This is a genomic window from Desulfovibrio sp. UIB00, assembly GCF_022508225.1.
Lineage (GTDB): Bacteria > Desulfobacterota > Desulfovibrionia > Desulfovibrionales > Desulfovibrionaceae > Desulfovibrio.
In genome coordinates, this window is sequence record NZ_JAETXJ010000002.1 from 1 (window position 1) to 23,070 (window position 23,070).

The window sequence follows — 23,070 nt, forward strand, 5'->3', positions numbered from 1 at the left end:
TCGAGTAACAGGCCCTTATAGGGCCTAATCAAACCGCCCCTTGAAGGGGCGGTGCTGATTTTGCTGCACGGAGGGTCAGGCGGAAAACCGTTTTACGGGGCAGGCAAAGGGGGACAGGTCTGGGCTGGCGGTCAGGATCAGGACGCTCGTTTTGGTCAGCAGTACGTTGGCATGTTCGGCATGGTTTCTGCAATCCCCTGTGTGCCGGTATTCCGGCAAGGAGTCTGCGCCATGAAATTGACAATACTGCGCCATCCGGCCTTCTGGATAACCACCGCCGCCCTGCTTGTGTGCTGGGCCTTGCCTGCGCACGCCGTGCGTATCAAGGACATCGCCACGTTTTCGGGCGTGCGAGACAACCAGCTCATCGGTTACGGGCTGGTGGTTGGCCTGGCCGGAACCGGCGACAAAAAGGACTCCGTCTTTACGCTCAGTTCCATGAAAAACATGATGGACAGAATGGGCGTGGGCGTGGACGCCTCCGCACTTAAAATCAAAAACGTGGCCTCGGTTATGGTCACTGCGCGCATGCCAGTGTCGGCCAAGCCCGGCACCAGGCTCGACGTGACGGTGTCCTCCGTGGGCGACGCCAGCTCCCTCATGGGTGGGGTGTTGCTGCAAACGGCCCTCAAGGGCGTGGACGGCAAGATATACACCCTGGCTCAGGGCGCGTTGACCGTGGGCGGTTTTTCGGCCTCGGGCAAAGCTGCCAGCACCACAAAGAATATCGCCACCGTGGGCATCATCCCCGGCGGCGGCATTGTGGAACGGGGCATTCCCTTTGAGTTCAACCAGCAGGACAAACTCACGCTCAATCTGCGCGTGGGCGATTTTTCCACAGCGCAGCAGATTGCGGAACGCCTCAATGGGGCCATGGGCGGGCGCTATGCCCGCGCAGTGGACGCCACCAGCGTGACCATGGACGTGCCGCCCCAGTATCGCAACAACCTTGTGCCGCTTATGGCCTCAGTGGAAAATCTGGATGTCAGCCCCGACACCTCCGCCAAGGTGGTGGTGGACGAAAAGACCGGTACGGTTGTGCTTGGGCGCGACGTGCGCATCTCCCGCGCTGCCGTGGCTCACGGCAACCTGCAAATCACTGTGCAGGAAAGCGAACAGGTTTCGCAGCCCGGCCCCTTCTCGCAAGGGCAAACTGTTGTGACGCCGCAGACGGAAACCAACGTGCGCGAAGAAAACCGCCATCTTATGATGGTGGAAGGCGCGACCCTTCAGGAACTGGTGGATGGCCTTAATGCCATTGGCGCAACCCCCCGCGACCTCATATCCATTTTACGGACAATGCAGGCCTCGGGCTCCTTGCACGCGGATCTGGAGGTAATTTAAATGACCACGCCCATGTCAACCGCTCTCATTCCTCCTGATGCCGGAGCGGGCGAAGTTGCCCGCAAGGAAGTTCAGTCGCGCCTGGCGGGCCTTGGCAATCTGGGCGGGAAAAATATTGACCCTGCGCAAAAGGAAAAGAAGCTGCGCGAATCCTGCGAGGGCTTCGAGTCCATCTTCATCCAGAAAATGTGGGAAGAAATGCGCAAAACCCTGCCCAAGTCCACCTTGCTGCACGGCAAGGAGGAGCAGTTCTGGCAGGGCATGTACGATCAGGAATTGGCCAAAAAAATGACATCGGCTGGCGGCATAGGTCTGGCCGACATGATGTACGCCCAGCTTTCGCGCGGTCTCACATCCGCAAGCCGCGCCACGGCGACGGATGCTTCCGCCATTCAGCGGCCCTTTACGCCTGAAGCCGCCCCCATGCTTCCACCAACACCGGAGGCGGATAGCCCGCACAACGAGAGTGACAAGGATGCAGCTAAGGGCAAGTCTGGGAGATCAAGCACTGCTGCGTCGGTGTACGGCGGTGTTGCCCCCATGCAGGACGCCGGGCATACGGAAAACGGCTCCGCTGCATCGCGTACGCTGACCGGAGCTCAGGTCGCTGCAGGCGGGCAGGATCCTGAAGAGGCTGCGCGTCTTGCCGAGCAGGCCATGCAGGCCTCGGCCCAGCCGGAGCGCCACAGGGTGGTACATACCACCAATGTTGTCGGCAATATGAATTCCGGCCTCAACCTTGCCCGCAAGGCGCAGTTTGAAGCGGGCAGCAAGCTGGGGCCCAATGCGGTGCGCCCGCCAATGCAGCAGATGCTGGGCCTTGCCCAGCCGCAGAGCAGAGCCGCACAGGCGGGCGGACAGAACTGGGATCAGGGGGGCATGCAGATGGACATGTCCGGCATGAGTATTCCGCCGCTTACGGGGAATGTGCTGGATGCCCAATCCCTGAACTCCGCTGGAGGCATGCAGGCGACCATGCACCAGCAGGCCATGCAGGGGCAGAATATGCAGACAGGCTCAAGCGTTCCGGTAGGCCAGGCGGCGCCTCCGCAGCCGCAAAAGGTACGCTATACCACCAATATTCCGCCCACAGGGCGAGGCGGCAAGCAGGGCTTGATCCGTACGCTCAATGTTGACGGCGCTGGCCCCAACAGTAATGCGGGTGCTGGCATTGCCGCCTACCATGCCCAGCAGGCGCAGGGTGCAAGCCTGCAGCAGGCTCCTTCACAGGGTACACAGCCAGCAGCGCAGGTAAGCAGCCTGCCCATGGGCCCGGCGGGTCAGCCCGCAGTTCTGGCAGCAAGTCAGCCTGCAAGCCCCAGCGTCCAGGCCCCCAATCAGCCTGTGAACCCCGGTGTTGCCCCTGTGGCTTCGCCCGCATCTGCTCAGGGCGTGACCAGTCCTGTGCCGCTGACGGGCGGGCAGATATTCGTGCGTCAGGGCGGCCAGGGCGGAGCAGTCAAGGGCGCGGCAGCCTCGGGTATACCGCCGCTGACAGCTACGGACGTGTACGGCAAACCCTAACTAGTACCTGTTGCGAGATTGCTCCGGCGGGGCTGAGCTGGCGCTGGTGTGCTTCAGCGGCGAGTGCGGCTCCCCATGATGACTCTCTCGTTCAACCGCTCTGGAAGCCTGCGCCGGAAGGATTTTCAGGCACGAATTTTGCTTTAATTGTGCCGGGGCGGCAGTTTCTGCCTTTTCCTGTCGGGCAATATCCTGACTACGGCTGAAAACAAAGGCCCTCGGGAGGTTCACATGCACAACGCCATTTACGAATCGCTTTCGCGTCAGGATAAGGCCCTTTGCCTGCTGCGCGACCTTCTTGAAGAAGAATATACTTGCCTTCTCAAGCGCGATACTGATGCTGTGGTGTCTCTTGAGTTTTCCATACAGGAGCTGATCCGCCATCTGGCCGTGGAAAAAACTTCTGTCATCAGAGGGTTGGGCGGCATGCGGGCCATGGAATATGCCACTGCACTGCCTGAAGATATGGGCGCTGTTCTGCGGGAAACCCTGCTTCAGATAGACGCAAGCGAGCAGTCGGTTGCGCGCCAGGCCGCACGCAATACCAATCTTTCTCTGGCACTGCTTGATCAGAGCAGCCGGACGCTTCAGGCGCTCACAAGCCAGGCCATGCCGCCAAAGGCGGAAACCTATGGCCGCCGTGGTGGTATGAGTGTGCAGCGGCAGACGCAGGCCGCGTTGATCTCCGGGAGGCTGTAGCCATGCTCAGCGGTCTTATGAATGTGGGCAGGACAGCCCTCAACGCCGCGCAAGCCTGGATTTCGGTCACGGGCGGCAACATCGCCAATGCCGATACCGAAGGCTACACCCGTCGCTATGTGGACCAGCGCGACGCCGGCACCATCACCGCCAAACCGGGCGGCGAGGGCCTTGGCGTCAATGCGCAGCAGGTGCTGCGGTACTTCAATTCCTTTCTTGAAAGCTCTTACGTGCGACAGTCCACCAACTCCGCCCGCTGGGGAGAACAAGAAAACATCATGGGGACGTTGGAAAGCCTTTTCAACGAATCCAACCGGGCGGGCGTAAGTTCGTCCATGAACGCTTTTTTTACGGCATGGCAGAAACTTGCGCAGCGCCCTGGCGATACTGCCTCGCGTGAAGATCTGCTTTCGTACGCAGACAACCTTTGCGACATGCTCGGCAATACTTCTGCATCCGTCAAGGCGCTGCAAAGCCAGATGGATGTTTCCATCAATCAGGGAGTTAGCCGCGTCAATGAGCTTGCCAAGAGCATTGCTTCTCTTAATAAACAGATCAATGCCACGACCATCGATGGAGTAAGCAATCCCAATGCATTGCTTGACCAGCGCGATCAGCTCGTGCGCGAAATGTCTACGTATGTTAATGTTCAGACTGTAGACGCAGGAAACGGTGATTTTACGGTTTCGCTCTCCACCGGGCAGCCGCTGGTGCAGGGTATTACAACCAATGACTTGCAGGTTCTTGCGCCTCGCGCGGAAAACCGGCTTGCCATAGGATCTTCCTACGCTGGAAACATCCAATATGACGGATCCGACAGTCATGAATATACGGTAGAAGTCATTTCAGGCGGCACTGCTGGCGCGGCAGGCAGCACGGGTAACCCCTCGTTCCGCGTTTCGCTGGACGGCGGCAAAACATGGCTGCGTGATGAGAACGGCAAGGAGCAGCACTACGAAATAAGCTCCAATGGCGCAAGCACCGACCCCGTGCAGGTGAAGAATCTGAAGATTTCCTTCAGCTCGATCAGCAATTTTAATGCTGGCGACAAGTTCGACATAACGCCAAAGACCGGACTTTACTGGATTGAACCCACGCGCGGCCCGCAAAATGTAACGCCCCAGGTTGGTTTTGACGGTACGGACAACCCTAGCCGCGTGTCTGGCGGCAAGCTGACCACCTACTTTAATATCCGCGATGACAACTGCGGACGGTACATTGACGAGCTGGACGCCACCGCCAAGTCGCTTATCTGGGAAGTGAACCGTATTCACAGCCAGGGTGCGGGCACATCGTTGTTTGATTATGCGCAGGGGCAGCAGGGTATTTCCAATACTGCGGTGCCCTTGGGCTCGGCGCAGGCTGTGCTGCCGGAGTCCAGCAGACTCCAGGCCGGCAACGTCAATTTCTTTTTTTACAACAAAACTTCGGGCGACTATGTCTCGTCGGGGCAGATCGACTTCAGCAGCATTACCCCCGGAACGCCGAATTTTGACCCCAGCAAGCACTCGCTGGATGACGTTGTTTCCGCCATCAATTCTTCGTTCCCCGGCAAACTTACGGCGAGTATTCAGGATGGCAAGCTTGTGCTCAACACTGCGGCTGGCAGCAACCTGCAATTCGCGCTGGGCACCGACAGCACGGGCATGATGGCAGCCCTCGGCGTGAATACGTTTTTTACCGGCACAGATGCCAGCAACATCGCCACTAGCAGCCAGTTGCACGACAATGTGAACTACATTGCCGCCGGGCAGGTCAACGGGCAGCAGCAGATCAACAAGGGCGACAATGCCACGGCAACAGCCATTGGCAAACTGTCCAGCACCAACGTGACCATTTCTACCGCGTGGAAGACAACGAGCAACCAGACCATCGGCCAGTACTATGCCAGCCTGGTTACAACCGTGGGTGCGGATACCCGCCTTGCCAAAACAAATTCGGAATACCACAAGGCGCTCACCAGCGACCTTTCCGAGCAGGTAAGTTCTGCATCTGGTGTCAACCTTGACGAAGAAATGGCCAACCTTATCAAATACCAACACTCCTACACGGCAGCGGCAAAATTGATAACCACCGCCGACCAGATGCTGCAAACCCTTCTTGGGCTTAAGCAATAGGAGCCTGACATGGCAATACGCGTTACGCAAAACACCATGTATGACAAAATGACGAGCCAGATGCAGAAAAGTCTGGCTGCCTACATGGAAAGCAACGAGCAAGGCTCTTCGCAGAAAAAGATCAACAGGCCCTCTGATGATCCTGCGGGTGCATACCGTGTGCTGGTGACCCGTAACGACATCAGCACCACCACCCAGTATCAGAGCAATGTGGATACGGCCAAGGGCTGGCTGTCGCTTGCCGACAACGTGCTTGGAACACAGTTGAGCAACTCTCTGACAAGCCTTAAAGCGCTGGCCGAGCAAGCCTCTACTGGTACCTATTCGGCAGAGAACCGCAAACAGATCGCCGACCAGGCCCGACAGATATTTGGCCAGATGCTCAATCTTTCCAACACCCAGTATGAGGGCAACAGTATTTTTGGCGGTCAGCGCTATGACCGCAACGCCTTTGAAGAAGGTTTGGCCCTGACCAGCGCTGATACCAACTGGAATACGGCCATTCAGGCTGGGGGCTATACGATTCAGGGCGCGTCCAGCAAATCCATGATGATCCAGTTTACCACTACTGGAACTCTGGATGGCGGGGCGCAGAGCTTTCGCTGGTCAAATGATGGAGGCACCACCTGGACCACTGGCACTACGGCTGGCAGAACGCTGACGGCCAACGGCGTAACCGTCACCATGAAGAACGATATGGCTGTTACCGCAGCCGACACGAGCGCCGGGGCAGGTTCAAAGAACGGCACTTTGGTGTATATCCGGCCTACAGCAGTCTATCAGGGCGATGACAATGACCCTCCGCCGAAGACAACTGCCATGGGCGGGCCGTCGGGTCTTCTCACGTCTGCCGCCGGTGCATTTGGCAACAACGTTCTTGTGCGCATGGACAGCAACGCCAACCTTTCCTTGACGGGTAGCACAGTCAACTATTCGTACAGCACCGACAGTGGCTCAACTTGGGTAGCGGCAACTGCCGCCACTGATGGTTCAAACAAGCTCCGACTGCTCGTGCCAAGCGGATATGTGGATGTGAACGCCGCAGGCGTTACCGGCAACACCGTAAACGCTGGCACGCAGATTCTTGTGCACCCTGACCGCGCCGATCTGAATCTTGAAATCATGAAGGGTTCGTATATTTCGGTAAACAACGTGGGCAAGGATATCTTTGGCGGATACTACGAAGGCAAGCCAGCCCTGCCAGGTGCGACAAACCTGTTTGACATGGTGGGCGAATTCGTCAGCTATTGCGAAAATAACAATCAGGAAGGCTGCCAGCAGACGCTCGCAAAAATTGCCACCGTGCAGCAGAATGTGCTCACCCAGACAGCCCGCATCGGCGGGCTTGAAAACCGGGTGTCCACTGCCAGCGATGTGCTCAGCTTTCAAAAGCTGGACCAGCAGGAACGATTGAGCTATACTGAAGACGTAGACCTGACCGAGTTGCTGACAAAGCTGACCCGGCAACAGTTGACGTATCAGACAGTGCTTCAGTCTTCTTCAAAGATAATGCAGATGAGCCTGGCCAGTTATCTCTGATGCCGAGTAGCGGCGGATTTTGCCGCCTGATGCCGGGCAGATAACAAACGCTGCCTGGGAGCGTTTCATGCAACGATATAATTAACGGAAGCACCTATGCTCATATTGACGCGACGCCCGGGAGAAAGCCTATATCTGGGCGAGAATATACGCATAACTATCCTGGGCATGCAGGGGAAGCAGGTCAAACTGGGCCTGGAAGTACCCGATGACACCACGGTATACCGCGAAGAAGTGTACAAGCGGGTTGTTGAAGAAAACCGGCGCGCCCTTGAAACCAGTAATAACGACCTCATGGTGGCTGCTGAACTATGGCACGAAACAAAGAAATAGAAATCGACACCCGTCTTGGACGCCGTTGTATCGATACGGATAAGGTTGTGCACTTTCCCCGTGGGCTGGCCGGGTTTGAAAACGAGCGGGATTTTATCCTGCTTCAGATCCGACCTGAAGCGCCCTTGCTTATCTTGCAGAGCGTGCATACCCCGGTAGTGGGCCTGCTGGTGGCCGATCCTTACAGTTTTTTTGACAAATCCTACGCACCCCAGGTGGGAGATGCCGAAAGGCAATTGCTCCATATAGAGAGTCTTGAGCAGGCCGCCGTACTGGTGACGGTTTCCATTCCTGCGGGCGCGCCCGAACAGGCCGCGCTTAATCTCACCGGCCCCATTGTTATCAACTATGAGGCCCGAGTGGGGTTGCAGGTGCCACAGTGCGGCGAGGGTTTGCAGCAGGTGAACCTGCACTCGCTCAAACCTGTGGAAGAAGCTCAGGGTGCAGAAACTACGCCTGCTGATAGTGCCAACTCTCAGGAATGTTGCTGCGCCAAGGCCACACCCACGGAATAGCACGTTACTTTTTGATGCCACATTGACCCGACTGTTGAGAAACAGCCGGGTTTTTTCGTGTGGAGTTCGGTTGGGACGCGCTCGCGCTTTGTTCACGGGCTTTGGCTGCTGCCAGACGAAGTAATTTTGTAACATTTTGTATTTAAAGAGTTTGGCGTTGCGCTGTTGCGCGGAACTTGTTAGTGGAAAAAGCAGCGGTGGTGAAATAAATAACTTGCATGCTTTTTGACAAGGTGCTAGATTGAGCGCACAAACAGTCAAGAAAAGAACTTGTTTGTTTGGGAATCATTAATTGATCGGCCTCATAACCGGCTGTAGAATTTACAGATGGCAACCCTCGGCAAAATCCGCAGACCCCTTCTGCGAACCCGTACCCCTTAACGGAACAGTTTTGCCTGCCTCTGCGTCCGTGCCGTTCTCTCCTCGCCTGGCGGAGCGGTAAACAGGACAATGTTGGCCCGGCGGCATACCACAGATGCCGCCGGGCCAAAATGTTTTTCCCGCCAGAGCATAAGCCTCACCTTCCTCCCAAAAGCCCCAGCCTTGCGTGGGCGTGTGGGGCAGTTATGACCGTTGTGTTGTTGTGCAAACATCGGTGCGGTATTTGCTATTTTGCTTCGCAGACGGTACTTGCCAGACTTACAGTGATTACCGGGATATTGGCAGTAAACGAAGCACTCAAAATTGCACTGCGGACCATTCCGCTCACGACCATCAGAGGAATAGTACATTGATGATCAAGACGTTCGCGCTTTTTGTGGCCACGGCCCTGGCAGAGATAACAGGGTGCTATCTGCCCTGGCTGTGGCTGCGCAAAGGGGACTCTGCCTGGCTGTTGGTGCCCGCCTGCCTGAGTCTTGCGGTGTTTGCCTGGTTGCTGACCCTGCACCCAGCAGCCAGTGGCAGGGTCTATGCCGCCTATGGCTGCGTATATGTGGTCACGGCCCTCTTGTGGCTACGCCTGGTTGACGGTGTACCGCTGGCCAGCACGGATATCTTGGGCGGTGCGGTGGCCCTGGTGGGTATGGGCATTATTGTTTCCGGCTGGGGAACAGCCGCCTGAAGGCTCGAGTTCTCCGCCACAAATGCAAAAAGCCGGGTGCAAACCCGGCTTTTTTACGCTCGTGATACTGAGAGGAATGTTTAGTCGATGCCCATGGCCTTGCTGATTTTTTTTGCGGCCTTTTTGACCTTTTCCAGGGGGCTTTTTTCCGCCGCTGCCTCAAATTCGCGCAGCAGTTCCTCCTGCTTGGCAGAAAGGCGGGTGGGCGTAATCACTTTAACCTCTACCAGCAGATCGCCGCGCGAACGGCGCCCGGGGTAAGGCATGCCCTCTCCAGAAATTCGCAGCAGGGTGCCGCTCTGAATGCCCTTGGGGATTTCCAGCGGCAGGTTGCCGTCAATGCCGGGGACTTCTGCCCGATGACCAAGGGCCGCCTGCACAAAGCTGATCTCAAGGGAGTAAATGAGGTCTTGTCCCTGGCGCTGCCAGCGCTTGTCCTGCTCAACGGTGAGCACAACATAGAGGTCGCCAGCCGGGCCGCCGTGAACGCCGGGTTCACCCTCGCCGCGCACGCGCAGGCGGGTACCGCTGTCAACACCGGCAGGTACGCGCACCACAAGTTCACGGGTGTCTGTGGTGATGCCTTCGCCCTTGCATTTGGGGCAGGGCTTGGTGATGACTCGGCCCGAACCCTGACAGGAGGGGCAGGGCATGGATATCTGGAAAAATCCTTGTGAGCGGCGTACCTGACCGCTGCCGCCGCACTGGCGGCATGTTTCCGCCTTACTGCCGGGGGCTGCGCCGCTACCGTTGCATTCGGAGCAGGTAACATGCTTGGGCAGGGAGATGCTGATCTCGTCGCCCTTGGCGGCCTGGGCAAAGGTGATGGTCAGGTTGTAGCGCAGGTCAGCCCCGGCCATGGGCCTGGGGCCGCGCGTAGCGGTAGAAAAGCCAAAAAGATCGCCGAAGATATCGCTGAAATGCGCAAAAATATCATCGTTGCTGCCAAAACCGCCCGCGCCGCCCTGAACGCCAGCGCGCCCAAAACGGTCATAGCGCGCTCGTTTTTCAGGGTCGCGCAGCACGTCATACGCTTCGGCGGCTTCCTTGAACTTTTGCTCGGCCTCGGCATTGTCGGGGTTGTGGTCAGGGTGATACTTCAAGGCCAGCTTACGGTAGGCCCGTTTGATTTCGTCATCTTCGGCGCTGCGGCTTACGCCCAGCACTTCGTAGTAATCGAGCTCCATCGTAGTTCCGGTCACTGTGCGGCTTGTGCGCCTGTGCTAAAGGTTGTACATAAACGCGGCGGCTCCCCTGGGGAAGCCGCCGCGCGGACAATTTGTCCCCAAAAGGCTATTCCTCTGCGGCGGCCGCGTTATGGCCGGGCAGGGGGTTGTAAAGACTGTCGTCATCAGGCAGAACCTTTCCGGCGGCAATTTCTCGCAGGGCGGTTACGGCCTCTTTGTTGCGGGATTCTACCAGCGGTTCATAGCCTTCGCGGTACTGGTGCACACGCTTGATAGCCATCTGCACCAGCAGAAAACGGTTGTCCACGCGCTGCTGACAATCTTCCACGGTAATACGGGCCATGCTGCCTCCGTAAGTACGCGGCTTAAACGCCGCATTCCGGGCCGCCACGGGCAACCCGGTTGATAAATAATACCGCCCGACCATTTGTAAAGGCCGGGCGTGTGCATACGCCTTGGTGCAGGATTCCCCTGCTGAAATAAGAATTGATATATGTCGTCCGCTGTGCTGTCAATAGGGCTGCTGAAACGGCAGCCAGCGCGGAACAGCAGGCATCCCCCAATTTAACGGTTTTGCCGGCAACACGTTTACGGGAAAATTATGAGCAGAGAAAAAAGATCATTCGCGCAGGAAACCTGTGTTAAGAGCGCGGGCAAGGCCATGCAGAAAACAGGCATGCTGTGGCCTGGATGCCGTGTGGCTGTTGCCGTTTCTGGCGGCGTAGACAGCTTTGTGCTGCTGCAAAGTCTTAAAATTCGCCAAGGAATCGTACCTTTTCACTTTGAAATAATGGCGATCCACCTCAACCCCGGCTTTGACGAGCAGAGCCATGCGGCTCTTTTGCCCTGGCTGGCCAAGCGGGGCATACCCGGCCACATAGAAATGACAACCTACGGCCCGGACGCGCATTCAGAAAAAAATCTGCGCAGGTCGGCCTGTTTTCGCTGTTCCTGGCTGCGGCGCAAGCGCCTGTTTGAGCTGTGCGCCCAGTATGGCGTGACCCACCTCGCCCTTGGCCACAATGCGGACGATCTGGTGCAGACGTTCTTCATGAATCTGAGCCGCAACGGGCGTGTGGACGGCATGAGCATGAATGAATCGTTTTTTGGTGGCGGCCTGCAACTGATACGGCCGCTGCTGCTGGTGGAAAAAAAGTTTATCCTCAAGGCCGCCAAGCAGTGGGAACTGCCCATCTGGGCCAATGCCTGCCCCTCGGCAGGCAATACCGCCCGCAGTTCCATGGGGGAAACACTGCAACACCTGTATGGGGTATCCAAAGATTCGCGCCGGTGTATTTTTAATGGTCTGACCCGCTGGCAGCTTGAAAAGAACAGCGCGGTTGCGGGCTTGGGTGATGAGCAGCCCCTGCCAGACGCAGAATCGCGTGACGGCGGTGCGGATTGACACAGGCCGCATCCCGGCTCTAGAGTGTTAGCCCAATGCTGTTCGGCAAATATCACATAGTCATCTTCACTGAAGGTCGTAGCGGCAGCCGCAACCTGCGCATGCGCGGCTGGTTTGGCTTTATTGCCTGCGTGCTGGTGCTGGCCCTTGTGGCCTGCAATGTCTGGCTGCTGCGCAGTTGGCTTGAAACCCGGCACTTGGGCGACGACCTGCGCAATGCAGACAAAACCATTGAAGAACAGCGCCGCCAGCTTGTGAATCTGGTTGAGCGTATTTCTGTTGTGGGGCGTGATCTGGAGCGGGTGCAAAGCTTCGACTCCAAGCTGCGCATCATGATGAATATGGAGAAAGATCCCACGGAGGCCGGTTCCATCGGCGACAGGCCGGGGGATTTTTCGCGTACCTATCTGCCCTTGCACCGGCAGGAACTTGCCGCCCGCAAGATGCTTGAATTCCTTACCCGGCTCTCTGAATCCGTGCGACTTGAAGAAGTGCGCCAGCAGGACTTGCTGCTGGCCCTGCGCGAAAACCGCGATGCCCTTTCTTCCATGCCGACCATCTGGCCTGTGGTGGGTTTTGTTTCTTCCAGTTTTGGCTGGCGTTCCGCACCCTTTGGCGGGCGGGGACAGTTCCACAAGGGGCTGGACATCACCAACCGCATCGGTACGCCCATTATGGCTCCAGCCCAGGGCATGGTGACCCTCTCGGGGCGCGATGGCGCGTACGGTTTCAGTGTTGAGATCAACCACGGCAGCGGCATTGTCACCAAATACGGTCACATGCAGCGTTGCGCCGTGCAGGAAGGCCAGTGGGTCAAGCGCGGCGAAATTGTGGGCTATGTGGGCATGAGTGGCCGCACCACCGGGCCGCACCTGCACTACGAGGTGCGCCTTAACGGTGTGCCGGTTGACCCCATGCGCTATATTCTGGAGTAGGCCCCACCATTTCCGATTGTTCATTTTTGCATCATGAACCCGGCGCGCGCATCTATAAACGGTTTGCGGCGGCGTACGCAAGCAATGGGGAAAATGCGGCACCATGCGCAAGCATCACAAAATTTCTGGCAGGCCTACGAGCTGCGCGCACAGCATGCCCCGGCGTGCTGGTCTGCGTGGCGCTGCTTGCCGTAATTTCTCTGACATCAGCGCGACATTTCCGTTGCTGCTGACTGCAAGCATGTTTGCAGTCAGGGGCGCGGGCATGACCTGACGTGCGGACGCTGTGGGGCAGGTTGTCTCGCTACGTGCCGCTGGTCGGGCTTTCCGCTGATTCCCCCTCCCCGATCAATCAAGCTCAGGCGCTCCCCCTCACAATACAGGTTTCGCATCCCGAATGCGGAACCGTTTTTTATTTTTAAGGGTTGAATGCGCGCTTTGCGCTTTTGCTGGATCACTATTCTTTGTGGAGAGGCATATGGAAACTACCGAAAAAGGACGGCGCAATTTTCTCAAATCGCTGGCGCTGGGGGCAGCGGGCGCTGCCATGCTGACGCCGCAAACCGCCAATGCGGCGGAGGGCGGAACCTTGCAGGTATGGTCGTGCGGCGGCCTTGCCGAGGCCATGATGCCTGCCCATGAGGCCTATCAGCAGCACTCGGGCGTCAAAGTTGTCTACACCGGGGCCTTTGCAGCGGCCTTGGGCAAATCCCTGCTGACTGGCGGCGGGCAGACCGAGGTCTTCGCCGGGCGCGTCCTGGCTCTGGCCCAGAATCTGCGCAAGGCTGGCAAGATGGTCAATTTCAGGCCCTTGTGTTTTACCAGCTATGTCATTGCGGTTCCCAAGGGAAATCCCGCTAAAATCAACGATATTGAAGATCTGACCCGCCCCGGTGTGCGGGTTTCCATGGCGCGGGATGCTTCCGCTCCTGGTGGACAGGCGGTTATGGGCATCCTCAAGGCTGCGGACATCACGCCCAAGGTGCTTGCCAATGTGCCCGAGCAGGGCAGTTGTGTACAGCGTTCTGTAGAAAGCGTTGCCGAGGGCAAGGCTGACGCCATGATCGTGGAGCGGCGCATCACCCGCATGACGCGGTTTGCTGATCGGCTGGACTTGGTGGAAATTCCCGAACGGTTTTTTCCCGCCGGGCCGTTGACCTTTACCGTGGGCATGATGGCCAACGCCTCCGACCCGGCAAAGGCCGCAGCCTATATGGACTGGATTACCAGTGCGCAGGGACAGGCCTTTTTTGAAGTGGCGGGCTTTATTCCCGCCATTTCGCCCAAGGGCATGGAACTTGTGGAAAAGCTGGGGGTAAAGGATGTTGCATGAAATTGTCGCCCGTCCCAGCCTGCGGTTGAGGGCGCTCCAGTGGTGTAATCGAGCGGTATTGTTTGCCTCCACGCTGTTTCTGGGCGAGTGGGCCTTGTTTGGCGTGTTCCGTTGCCCCTTTGTTGTGCCCTTTGTGAGCTGCCAGAACTGTCCGGTCATTACCTGTCCCGGTCAGGCCGCGCGGATGTTCTGGGGATTCTGGGGCGTGTGGCTGGCTGTGGCGGCCCTGTTTGGCAAGGCTTTTTGCGGCTGGTTGTGCCCAGGGCAGCTTGTGAACCGGGTGCTCGCGCTCAATCCTTTCCGCTTTGGCCCCAACCCTGTGGGCGTGGCGAACTTTCGCTGGGCCCGGTATCTGGTGCTGGCGGCGGGGCTGACAGCATGGTTTGTTCTGGGGCAGCCGCGCGTGGACGTTCCTATCCGTGTGGGGGAATTTTGGCCTTCGGCCTGGCTTACGTGGAAGCATGCTTTCCCCATGTGGGATTTGCGTCTGCTTATCACCTTGGGCGGGCTGGCGTTGGGGCTGGTGGTGCTGATGTGCTGGTGTCGGTTTGTCTGTCCTTTTGGCGCGGCGCTGGAGGTTGCGCGCAAGTTTGCGCCGTTCCGTTTTTACAGAACGGAGCAGTGCAATGATTGCGACAAGTGCAGGCGGGTTTGCGTTATGCGGACGAGGCCGGGCGAGGAGAATTGCACCAATTGCGGTGATTGCGCGGAGAGTTGCCCCACGGATTGCATCCGTTTTGGTGTGAAGGGCCAAAAGTAGAGAAAAATTTTTGATTGGGGTTTGGGTAGAGCCTGTCGAGCGCATTTACGCAAACCCGACTTTTGCACCCTGAATGCGTCAGCGCCGGGATTTTGATGCTCACGTACATGAGTACGCTGCGCTCAAAATCCCGGCGCTGACGCATTCAGGCCGCAAAACGCGTATTTTGCAAATTCACTCAACACCAGCCATCGCCTCGCTTCGCTCCGGCGAGTTTAAGGAAGGCAACGCCACGACCAGTTCCTTATGGCGGCTGAAACTTTTGACCCACAAGTTATCTGCTTATGTTGGACTGAATAAGAGTGGGTAGCGCACACGGAATCATGCAAGCAGAGTTTTGCTTTGGTATTTTGAAGGTAGAACAATTTTCATTGCCAAGGCTGACGCCACAAAGCCTTACTTTCAACCATGAAAATTATTAGAGGTATCGGGCTGAAACGGAGTCCGATTCAAAGCGAAAGCGAACTCTGGCATTTACGCGTCGCGGAGGGAGATCACCTGAGCGAGCGTAGCGAGTGAGGGAAGCTCCCGCAGCAGGAGACGCGTTGCCCTCGCCACGCTTAGGAAGCTGACAGCCCCTCTTAGGGGGTGCTTCGGGGGGGATGCAAGGGGGGCCGAGAAGGGGGCGTAGCCCCATAACCGGCCCCACCTTGCCGCACGCCGCGCAGGCGTCCCAGACTTCGCCGGAGGGCGAAATCCAGTGCCCGCAGGGCAGAAACAATCAAAAGAACAGTCCTCGCCGGGCAGGCGAAATCGCACGCCGCGCAGGCGTCCCAAACTTCGCCGGAGGGCGAAACCAAGCGCCCGCAGGGCAGCAATGCCGACCACAAAAAAGGGAGCAAGCCTCTCGGCCTGCCCCCTGCGTTATTCAGAAAGAATCTGCAACCCCAAGTTACAACTTCGCCGCTCCAACTCCCGGCAAAACCTGCTCCAAGGCATAGCCAAGAGAAAGCAACTCGCCCTCGGCAAAGGCCTTGCCAAAAAGCTGCATACCCACGGGCAGCCCGCTTTCGGCGCCAACACCTACGGGCATGGAAAGCCCGGGCAGCCCGGCAAGGTTCAGCGAAAGCGTGTAGGCATCCATGAGGTACATCTGGAGCGGATCGGCGGTCAGACTGCCCACATTCCACGCAGGAACGGGCGAAACCGGAGCCCACAGGACATCGCATGTATCAAGGGCGGCGAGGTATTCATCGCGGATGAGGCGGCGCACCTGAGCGGCCTTGCGGTAGTACGCATCGTAATAGCCGGAGGAAAGCACGTAGGCTCCCAGCATGATGCGCCGCTTGACTTCCTGCCCGAAGCCCTCGGTGCGCGAGCGCACGTACAGGTCTTCAAGATTCTTGATATCCGTTGCGCGGCGTCCATAGCGAACGCCATCAAAGCGGGCGAGGTTGGAACTGGCCTCAGCCATGGCGATGATATAGTAGGTGGCGATGGCCGCATCGGTGTGGGGCAGGCTTACTTCCACCAGTTCCGCACCCTGGGCCTGAGCAATGTTCATGGCGTTCTGGCATACGGCACGTACTTCAGGGGCCAGCCCTTCGCCAAAAAATTCCTTGGGTATGCCCAGCCGCGCGCCCTTGAGGGGCTTGCTGTTCAGTGCCGTCACATAGTTGTCCACCGGGCGAGGAGCGCAGGTGCCGTCACGCTGGTCATGCCCGGCAATAACGCCGAGTACGCGGGCGCAGTCTTCCACGCTGCGGGTCAGCGGGCCCACCTGATCCAGTGACGAGCCGTAGGCGATAACGCCGTAGCGCGACACGCGGCCATAGGTGGGCTTGAGGCCCACACAGCCGCACAGTGAGGCGGGCTGACGGATGGAGCCGCCGGTGTCCGTACCCAGCGATGCAAAGCATTGCCCGGCAGTGACGGACGCGGCAGAGCCGCCGCTGGAGCCGCCGGGAACGCGGTTGACATCGCGCGGGTTGCGGGTGGTCTGGTAGGAGGAATTTTCCGTGGTGGAACCCATGGCGAATTCGTCCATGTTGTTCTTGCCCAGAATGACGGCTCCGGCCTCGCGTAGCTGCTGCACGGCAAAGGCATCATAAAAGGGCGTGTAATTTTCGAGAATACGCGATCCGGCGGTGGTGCGCAGCCCCTTGGTGGAGAGGGCGTCCTTGACCGTTACCGGCACACCCCACAGGGGTTTTGCCGGATTGGGACCTTCCTTGTCCAGAGCGGCGGCAGCGGCAAGCGCCCCTTCCCTGTCCACGGTCAGCATGGCCGCGATGCGCGGCTCGGTGGCATCCATGCGCGCAAGGCAGGCCGTAACGGCGTCAACTGCGCTCAGTTCCTTTTTTTGCAGGGCCTGAGCCGCTTGGGTAAGCGAGAGGGAACAAATTTCTGTCATGGCGTTCTCAAATATGTTCTGCACTGCGGTTTGCGCAATGTGTGCGTTGTTGTGCGGGATGCTTCAGCGCGGGTGATTGCCGGGCTGCTGCACAGGGCCGGACCAGAGCAATATTGCTCTGGAACTGCGCTAGACGATGCGGGGCACGATGAAATATTCACCATCAGCCTCGGGCGCGTTGGCGAGTACTTCGCTACGCTCACGCCGCCGGGCCGACACATCGTCCCGCAGGGGGCCGGGGTGCTGGGCCGGGCTGTACAGAGGCTCCACATCGTTGGTGTCCACGCGCGCAAGCACGTCCATATAGGCCAGAATATCGCCCATCTGGCGGGCAAACAGGGTCTGTTCTTCTTCGCTGACGCTCAACCGGGAAAGTGTAGCCATGTGGGCCACTTCTTCCAGACTGATGGTTTTGTTGTCTGCCATGTGTCGTCCTTTAAAGGCAATGCCTGCGGGCGCGATCAGCGCGCAGCGGGCAGGCTGAGTTTATACGAGGGGCGCGGCGTGTTGCTCATGATAGGCGCAGACGGCGGCGTCTGACCTGTCTGCACTGCCGGGGCGGCTTCCGCACCTGCGGCAGGAGCCGCAAGGGGGGCGCCGGTGGCGTCCACGGGGGGCAGACCCTGCATACGCAGAGCCGCCTGCTGCAATACGCGAGCGCGGGTTTGCTGGAAGGTTTCCACATCCACGGGCGTCATGCCAGTGGGCGAAACGCCGAACAAAAAGAGCTTTTGGTGGGCAACGCCCGCGTTGTCCCACGAAATGGGGGCCATGCCCCAGATCATCTTGGAGGCGCGCTGCGCGCGGGCCGTGACCTGCGGCGTTGTCAGGCGCGAATCAAGCCCCATGGACACGGCAAAGCGCACAAAGTCGTAGCCCAGAGCGTTCCAGAAGTCCGTGCCGGGTGCCTGAAGGGCGCGGGGGGCCTGCGGCTGGTTCCATGCGCCGGGAAAGACCGCCAGAGCGAACTTGTCGGCATTGGCAATCGTTTTGCCGGAGAGGCTCTGCTCCCAAAGCGTGGTACCCAGGAGCACCAGCCGATCCTCGCCGTTATAGAGCAGGCTTGTGGTCAGCATTTCCATGCTCTTCCACGAATCTGGCAGGAACAGGGCTTCAAAGGATGTCTGCGGCACAGGGGTTTTGCTGCCCTGCGGCGTCTGGGCATTGATGAGCGGAGCCACGGCATTGCTCCAAGAGGTGGAGTCGGCGGGGTTATACGAGGCCTTTTGCAGCAGCATGTTGTGGCTGGCAAGGCTCTGTTCCATGAGGCCGGTCATACGCACACCGTAGGCATCGGTAGGATAGAAGGCTCCGTAGGTGCGGATGTTCAGGCCAGTGCTGGCAAAATTGATGAGCGTGTCGATCTGGTCTTGCGGGCTGGGGAAGAAGCGCCAGGCGCGCGCGCCTTCGTCACCCTGTTCAAGTGAAGGTACAAAGGTGAAGAAGGCTCTTTTTTCGAGCTGACCATGCTCGCGGGCCTGAGCGTAGTTGCGCGCTTGCAGGGGGCCGCCCACAACAGCGCAGGCCGGGGGCAGCGCGTCCAGACGCTGCAACCAGTCGGCGGCTTCGGTATTGACCGTTTCAAGGCGCATCTTGACGCCGCTGGCGGCAAGCTCGTTCTGGGCCATCTGCGCACCGTGGCGTACCTTGCTCGCAATGGGGGCATACGTGCCGGAAGACGGCAGGGCCAGCACCACGCAAGGGCCAGTGGCGGGAGCGGGGGCAACCGGTTGGGGTTTTGGCTCGGGCGCTCTTTGACCAAGGCCAAAGGGCATCTGACACGCGGCAAGACAGCCAAGAAGCGCCAGCAGCGAAACGTTGCGAGCCAGCGCGGCGAAAGAGCGGCAAAAATTCATGACGGTATCCTGGTTGTAGTACCGGCAGGCCCGCCGTACGCGGGCCGCAAAAAAAGGTCTGGTTCAGGGAACCAGACCTTTTTAGTACAGGGTAGGCGTGGTTGCAAGTTCGGGGCGTGTGCCGCCGAGCTGCCCTTGCCCTTATTTCTTCACTTCAGTGTAGTCTGCGTCCACAACATCATCGCCCGCATTGCCGTGCTGCTGGCCTGCGCCTGCTGCTCCGGCCTCTGCGCCGGGCTGACCGCCAGTCTGCTGGGCCTGCTGCTGATAGAGCTGTTCGGCAAGCTTGTGTGAGGTCTTGGCGAGGTCGTCGGTGGCAGCCTTGATAGCTGCGGCGTCTTCGCCTTCCATGAGCTTGCGCAGAGCGGCGATTTTGCCGTCAATGTCGCTCTTGAGCGCTGCATCTGCCTTGTCGCCCAGATCGGTCAGGGATTTCTCCGTGCCATAGATCAGGCTGTCCGCGTGGTTGCGCGCTTCAATCAGTTCCTGCTTCTTCTTGTCGTCCGTGGCGTGGGTTTCAGCCTCGCGCACCAGACGCTGGATGTCGTCTTCCGACAGGCCGGAAGAAGCCGTGATCTTGATGGACTGTTCCTTGCCGGTGCCCATGTCCTTGGCGGACACGTTCACGATGCCGTTGGCGTCGATGTCAAAAGACACCTCGATCTGCGGCACGCCACGGGGCGCCGGGGGAATTCCAGCCAGGTCAAAGCGGGCCAGGGTCATGTTGTCGGGCGCCATGGGGCGCTCGCCCTGAAGCACGTGGATGGACACCGAGGGCTGGTTGTCGGACGCAGTGGTGAACACCTGGCTTTTACGCGTCGGGATGGTGGTGTTGCGGTCGATCAGCTTGGTGAACACTCCGCCCATGGTTTCGATACCAAGGGAAAGCGGGGTCACGTCGAGCAGCAGCACGTCCTTGACGTCGCCGGTGAGGATGCCGCCCTGAATGGCAGCGCCCATGGCCACAACTTCGTCCGGGTTCACGGAGCGGTTGGGCTCCTTGCCAAAGAACTTGCCCACCACGCTCTGCACCAGAGGCATACGGGTCATGCCGCCCACAAGAATGACTTCATCAATCTGCGAGGCGCTCATGCCAGCGTCTGCCAGGGCCTTTTTGCAAGGCTCAATGGTGCGGTCAACAAGGTCGCTGACCAGCGATTCAAGCTTGGCGCGGCCAATCTTGATGAGCATGTGCTTGGGGCCGTTCTGGTCGGCAGTGATAAAGGGCAGGTTGACCTCGGCCTCCATGGAGGTGGAAAGGTCTTTCTTGGCCTTTTCAGCGGCTTCTTTCAGGCGCTGGAGGGCCATGCTGTCCTTGGCAAGGTCAATGCCGTTTTCACGCTTGAACTCTTCCACCAGGAAGTTGATGACGCGCTGGTCAAAGTCTTCGCCGCCGAGGAAGGTGTCGCCATTGGTGGCGCGCACTTCCACAACGTTGTCGCCAACTTCAAGGATGGAAATATCAAAGGTGCCGCCGCCGAGGTCGAACACCGCGATCTTTTCGTTGGCCTTTTTGTCAGCGCCGTACGCCAGCGAGGCCGCAGTGGGCTCGTTGATGATACGCTTGACGTCAAGACCGGCGATGCGGCCCGCGTCCTTGGTGGCCTGACGCTGGGCGTCGTTAAAGTAGGCGGGCACGGTGATGACCGCTTCTGTAACGGTTTCGCCGAGGTATGCTTCCGCATCGGCCTTCAGCTTGGCCAGAATCATGGCCGAAACTTCAGGCGCGCTGTAGGTGCGGCCATCCACTTCCACGCCAGCGTCATCATTGGCGGCCTTGACGATGGCGTAGGGCGAATGCTCTTTCCAGCGGCCAACTTCAGGGCTTTCAAATTTACGGCCCATGAGGCGCTTGATGGCAAAAACCGTACGCTTGGGATTGGTGACGGCCTGGCGCTTGGCGATATCGCCAACCAGACGTTCCTTATCTGTAAAGGCGACCACGGAAGGAGTGGTACGGCCACCTTCGGGATTGGTGATGCACTTGGGGTCCTTGCCCTCCATGACGTAGACGCAGGAGTTCGTGGTACCCAGGTCGATGCCTATGATCTTGGACATATCTGAATCCTCCTCAGGAAAACTTCTCTGTGCGCTTCGCGCTACCACCTCCGAGGGGCCTCAGGGAGTGCGCAAACGGCGGCGAGCGCGGGAAAATCAGCGCCATTGGTTGGGCGCGAACAATATGTAAGTCCTTCTCCGTTATCGTCCAGAGCGGTTGGGCAAAAAAAATCAAAAAACTTGCGCAAGTGGTGGGTTGCAAGCGTAACTCTGACGTTTTTTCCCGCGAGCAGCATAAAAAAAAGCCGCCGGAAGCGTACTCCGGCGGCTGAATTATGTCAGGCCCTGGTGCCCGGTAATTTTATGGATTACGCCTTGGCTGCATGTTTTTTGTCGTCCTTGCGTATGTCGTCAAGGATGCCCGTTACAATATTGACCTGAGCAGCAAGATCACGCACCTGACTGGCGGCGGCATTGGTGGCCTCGGCTATCCGGGCGCTCAGCGTGTTGACCTCGGCAATATTGCGGTTGATTTCTTCCGAGGCAGCCGACTGCTGGGTGGCTGCCGTGGCAATGGCGGAAACCCGGCTGCTGGAATCGCCGGCAAGGTTTGAGATAAGATCAAGCGAGTGGCCCGATTCCTGCGCCATATGGCTCACTTCTTCAATGGAATTGACAGTGTGATCCACTGTGGTGGCGCTTTTGCTGGTGCCTTCCTGAATGGCGGCAATGGCTTTTTCCACCTCGCTGGTGGCGCTCATGGTTTTTTCGGCCAGTTTGCGCACTTCGTCCGCCACCACTGCAAAGCCACGGCCAGCATCGCCAGCGCGGGCTGCTTCAATGGCGGCGTTAAGGGCAAGCAGATTTGTCTGGTCGGCAATATCGCGGATAAGCGTCAGCACTGCGCCAATGTCCCTTGCCTGTTTGTCCAGCGTGCTCATCTCGCCCTTGAGGCCAGAGGCCTTGCCCTGCACTTCCTGCATATTCTTGATGGTGCGCAGCACAATGTCCGCGCCTTCCTGGGCGTGTCCCTGCACGGAATTGGCCGCATCGGCAGCGCCGTCTGCGTTGTGGGCCACTTCAAGCACGGTGGAGTTCATTTCGTCCATGGCAGTGGCGGTTTCTGCCATGCGGTCGGCCACCGTGCCGGACTTGTCGCGCACATCGTTGAGTGATTTGTCGAGAGTGTTGGCGGCATGCTGCAATGTTTCCACAACACCCTCAAGCTGGTTCACTGTTTCCATGCGGGCCTTGTGCGCGGCTTGATCAGCTTTCTTTTCAAGAGCGATGCGTTCGGTGATGTCCTCGCCAATTTCCACATGGCCCACCACGTTGCCTCGTCGGTCCTGCAAAAAGTCGAGCATGATCTTCATGGTTTTGCCATTGGGCATTTCATTGAGAACCTGCTTGTTGCCCAGGCGCAGCTGCTCAATGCCGCACTGCGGCGTGTTGCAGATGTTGCCCTGCTTTTCCGAGCAGTGCTTGCCCACCACATCGCCCTGACAGGATTTATTCATGCTCTCGAGCGCGACCTTGTTGCAGAATGTCCAGACCATGTCGTTATCTGTTACCGAAATGGAAAGGGGCAGGGTATTGAGTATGCTCTCATACCAGTGGGCCTGGCCTTCGAGCTTGGCAACCATTTCTTGCAGGGCCGTGGCCATGTGCCCCAGGCAGTCGGAGCGGTCTATGTCCAGCTTTGCTTTTTCATCGCCAGCGGCAATGGCTTTGGCGTAGAGCACAATTTTACGGATGGGGCAGAGCCTGTTGCAGATAAAAAAAGAGCCAGCAACGGCTAGCAGGAGTGTAAAGCCGCCACCAATCAGCAGGGCTTTCAGGGCGGCAGCGCCGGACAGGGTGTCGCCCAGAACCATATTAAAACCGATGAGCATGGCCATACAGGCCAGCACGAGACCCGCGACAAAAACAAAGATAATCCGATAAGCCAAAGTCATGTTCATGGAATGGAACCTCATCCTGCGCCTTTGATTTGCTGGCAAACGCCATTTGGCCCGGGCGCTGTCAGTTGGCCAGTGCAAAGAAATGCAGCGCGCAAACAGAAACCATCCCACTGAGATTCCTGAAAGTTTTTACGATGCATATGTCTTT

Annotated in this window: 20 protein-coding genes; 13 read left to right on the forward strand and 7 right to left on the reverse strand. The window is 58.4% G+C overall.

The genetic code is table 11. The features are described 5' to 3' along the window. Positions 1-231: 231 nt before the first annotated feature. The 8 genes from JMF94_RS02820 to JMF94_RS02855 all read left to right on the forward strand — a co-directional run bounded on the left by JMF94_RS02820 (position 232) and on the right by JMF94_RS02855 (position 9,134). Positions 232-1,344, forward strand: coding sequence for a flagellar basal body P-ring protein FlgI (locus JMF94_RS02820; RefSeq protein ID WP_240823682.1), 1,113 nt, complete (start codon positions 232-234; stop codon positions 1,342-1,344). Beyond that, on the forward strand, positions 1,345-2,868 hold the full coding sequence (locus tag JMF94_RS02825; protein ID WP_240823683.1) for a rod-binding protein: 1,524 nt from the start codon (positions 1,345-1,347) through the stop codon (positions 2,866-2,868). Between the two features lie 231 nt (positions 2,869-3,099). After that, complete coding sequence (flgN, locus tag JMF94_RS02830) at positions 3,100-3,567, forward strand: flagellar export chaperone FlgN (protein WP_240823684.1); 468 nt, start codon at positions 3,100-3,102, stop codon at positions 3,565-3,567. Positions 3,568-3,569: 2 nt separating this feature from the next. Further along, positions 3,570-5,684: a flagellar hook-associated protein FlgK gene (flgK, locus tag JMF94_RS02835; protein WP_240823685.1), complete on the forward strand. Its 2,115-nt coding sequence runs from the start codon at positions 3,570-3,572 to the stop codon at positions 5,682-5,684. 9 nt (positions 5,685-5,693) lie between these two features. Further along, positions 5,694-7,223: a flagellar hook-associated protein FlgL gene (flgL, locus tag JMF94_RS02840; protein WP_240823686.1), complete on the forward strand. Its 1,530-nt coding sequence runs from the start codon at positions 5,694-5,696 to the stop codon at positions 7,221-7,223. A gap of 96 nt (positions 7,224-7,319) precedes the next feature. Then, positions 7,320-7,556 (forward strand): carbon storage regulator CsrA, encoded by a 237-nt coding sequence (gene csrA, locus JMF94_RS02845; RefSeq protein WP_240823687.1) that lies wholly within the window; start codon positions 7,320-7,322, stop codon positions 7,554-7,556. Beyond that, the gene (gene fliW / locus JMF94_RS02850) at positions 7,535-8,071 is read left to right on the forward strand and encodes a flagellar assembly protein FliW (protein ID WP_240823688.1); all 537 of its coding nucleotides are present in this window, start codon (positions 7,535-7,537) and stop codon (positions 8,069-8,071) included. The genes csrA and fliW overlap by 22 nt, the downstream gene beginning before the upstream one ends. 733 nt (positions 8,072-8,804) lie before the next feature. After that, entirely contained in the window at positions 8,805-9,134 is a 330-nt protein-coding gene (locus tag JMF94_RS02855) for a YnfA family protein (protein ID WP_240823689.1), read from the forward strand. Between the two features lie 80 nt (positions 9,135-9,214). Here the strand turns inward: JMF94_RS02855 and dnaJ are convergent, their stop codons facing one another. Then, a complete protein-coding gene (dnaJ, locus tag JMF94_RS02860) occupies positions 9,215-10,321 on the reverse strand; it encodes a molecular chaperone DnaJ (RefSeq protein WP_240823690.1) in 1,107 nt (368 codons plus the stop codon). Positions 10,322-10,427: 106 nt separating this feature from the next. Continuing rightward, complete coding sequence (gene rpoZ, locus JMF94_RS02865; protein WP_022657721.1) at positions 10,428-10,664, reverse strand: DNA-directed RNA polymerase subunit omega; 237 nt, start codon at positions 10,662-10,664, stop codon at positions 10,428-10,430. A gap of 258 nt (positions 10,665-10,922) precedes the next feature. Between rpoZ and JMF94_RS02870 the strand changes: the two genes are divergently transcribed. The 5 genes from JMF94_RS02870 to JMF94_RS02890 all read left to right on the forward strand — a co-directional run bounded on the left by JMF94_RS02870 (position 10,923) and on the right by JMF94_RS02890 (position 15,064). Beyond that, entirely contained in the window at positions 10,923-11,726 is an 804-nt protein-coding gene (locus JMF94_RS02870; protein ID WP_240823691.1) for a tRNA 2-thiocytidine biosynthesis TtcA family protein, read from the forward strand. A gap of 35 nt (positions 11,727-11,761) precedes the next feature. Continuing rightward, entirely contained in the window at positions 11,762-12,661 is a 900-nt protein-coding gene (locus tag JMF94_RS02875; protein ID WP_022657723.1) for a M23 family metallopeptidase, read from the forward strand. Between the two features lie 478 nt (positions 12,662-13,139). Continuing rightward, on the forward strand, positions 13,140-13,994 hold the full coding sequence (locus tag JMF94_RS02880; protein ID WP_240823692.1) for a substrate-binding domain-containing protein: 855 nt from the start codon (positions 13,140-13,142) through the stop codon (positions 13,992-13,994). Further along, positions 13,984-14,754: a 4Fe-4S binding protein gene (locus JMF94_RS02885; protein ID WP_240823693.1), complete on the forward strand. Its 771-nt coding sequence runs from the start codon at positions 13,984-13,986 to the stop codon at positions 14,752-14,754. Before JMF94_RS02880 ends, JMF94_RS02885 begins: the two co-directional genes overlap by 11 nt. Before the next feature lie 73 nt (positions 14,755-14,827). Next, positions 14,828-15,064, forward strand: coding sequence for a hypothetical protein (locus JMF94_RS02890; protein ID WP_240823694.1), 237 nt, complete (start codon positions 14,828-14,830; stop codon positions 15,062-15,064). Between the two features lie 582 nt (positions 15,065-15,646). Here the strand turns inward: JMF94_RS02890 and gatA are convergent. From gatA to JMF94_RS02915, 5 genes are all read right to left on the reverse strand, one after another. After that, the gene (gatA, locus tag JMF94_RS02895) at positions 15,647-17,107 is read right to left on the reverse strand and encodes an Asp-tRNA(Asn)/Glu-tRNA(Gln) amidotransferase subunit GatA (protein ID WP_240823695.1); all 1,461 of its coding nucleotides are present in this window, start codon (positions 17,105-17,107) and stop codon (positions 15,647-15,649) included. A gap of 129 nt (positions 17,108-17,236) precedes the next feature. Then, positions 17,237-17,533, reverse strand: a complete 297-nt coding sequence (gene gatC, locus JMF94_RS02900; protein WP_240823696.1) for an Asp-tRNA(Asn)/Glu-tRNA(Gln) amidotransferase subunit GatC — start codon at positions 17,531-17,533, stop codon at positions 17,237-17,239. Positions 17,534-17,568: 35 nt separating this feature from the next. After that, the gene (locus tag JMF94_RS02905) at positions 17,569-18,963 is read right to left on the reverse strand and encodes a hypothetical protein (RefSeq protein WP_240823697.1); all 1,395 of its coding nucleotides are present in this window, start codon (positions 18,961-18,963) and stop codon (positions 17,569-17,571) included. Positions 18,964-19,104: 141 nt separating this feature from the next. After that, on the reverse strand, positions 19,105-21,021 hold the full coding sequence (gene dnaK / locus JMF94_RS02910) for a molecular chaperone DnaK (RefSeq protein ID WP_192112274.1): 1,917 nt from the start codon (positions 21,019-21,021) through the stop codon (positions 19,105-19,107). A gap of 308 nt (positions 21,022-21,329) precedes the next feature. Continuing rightward, a complete protein-coding gene (locus JMF94_RS02915) occupies positions 21,330-22,922 on the reverse strand; it encodes a PAS domain-containing methyl-accepting chemotaxis protein (RefSeq protein WP_240823698.1) in 1,593 nt (530 codons plus the stop codon). Positions 22,923-23,070: the final 148 nt, after the last annotated feature.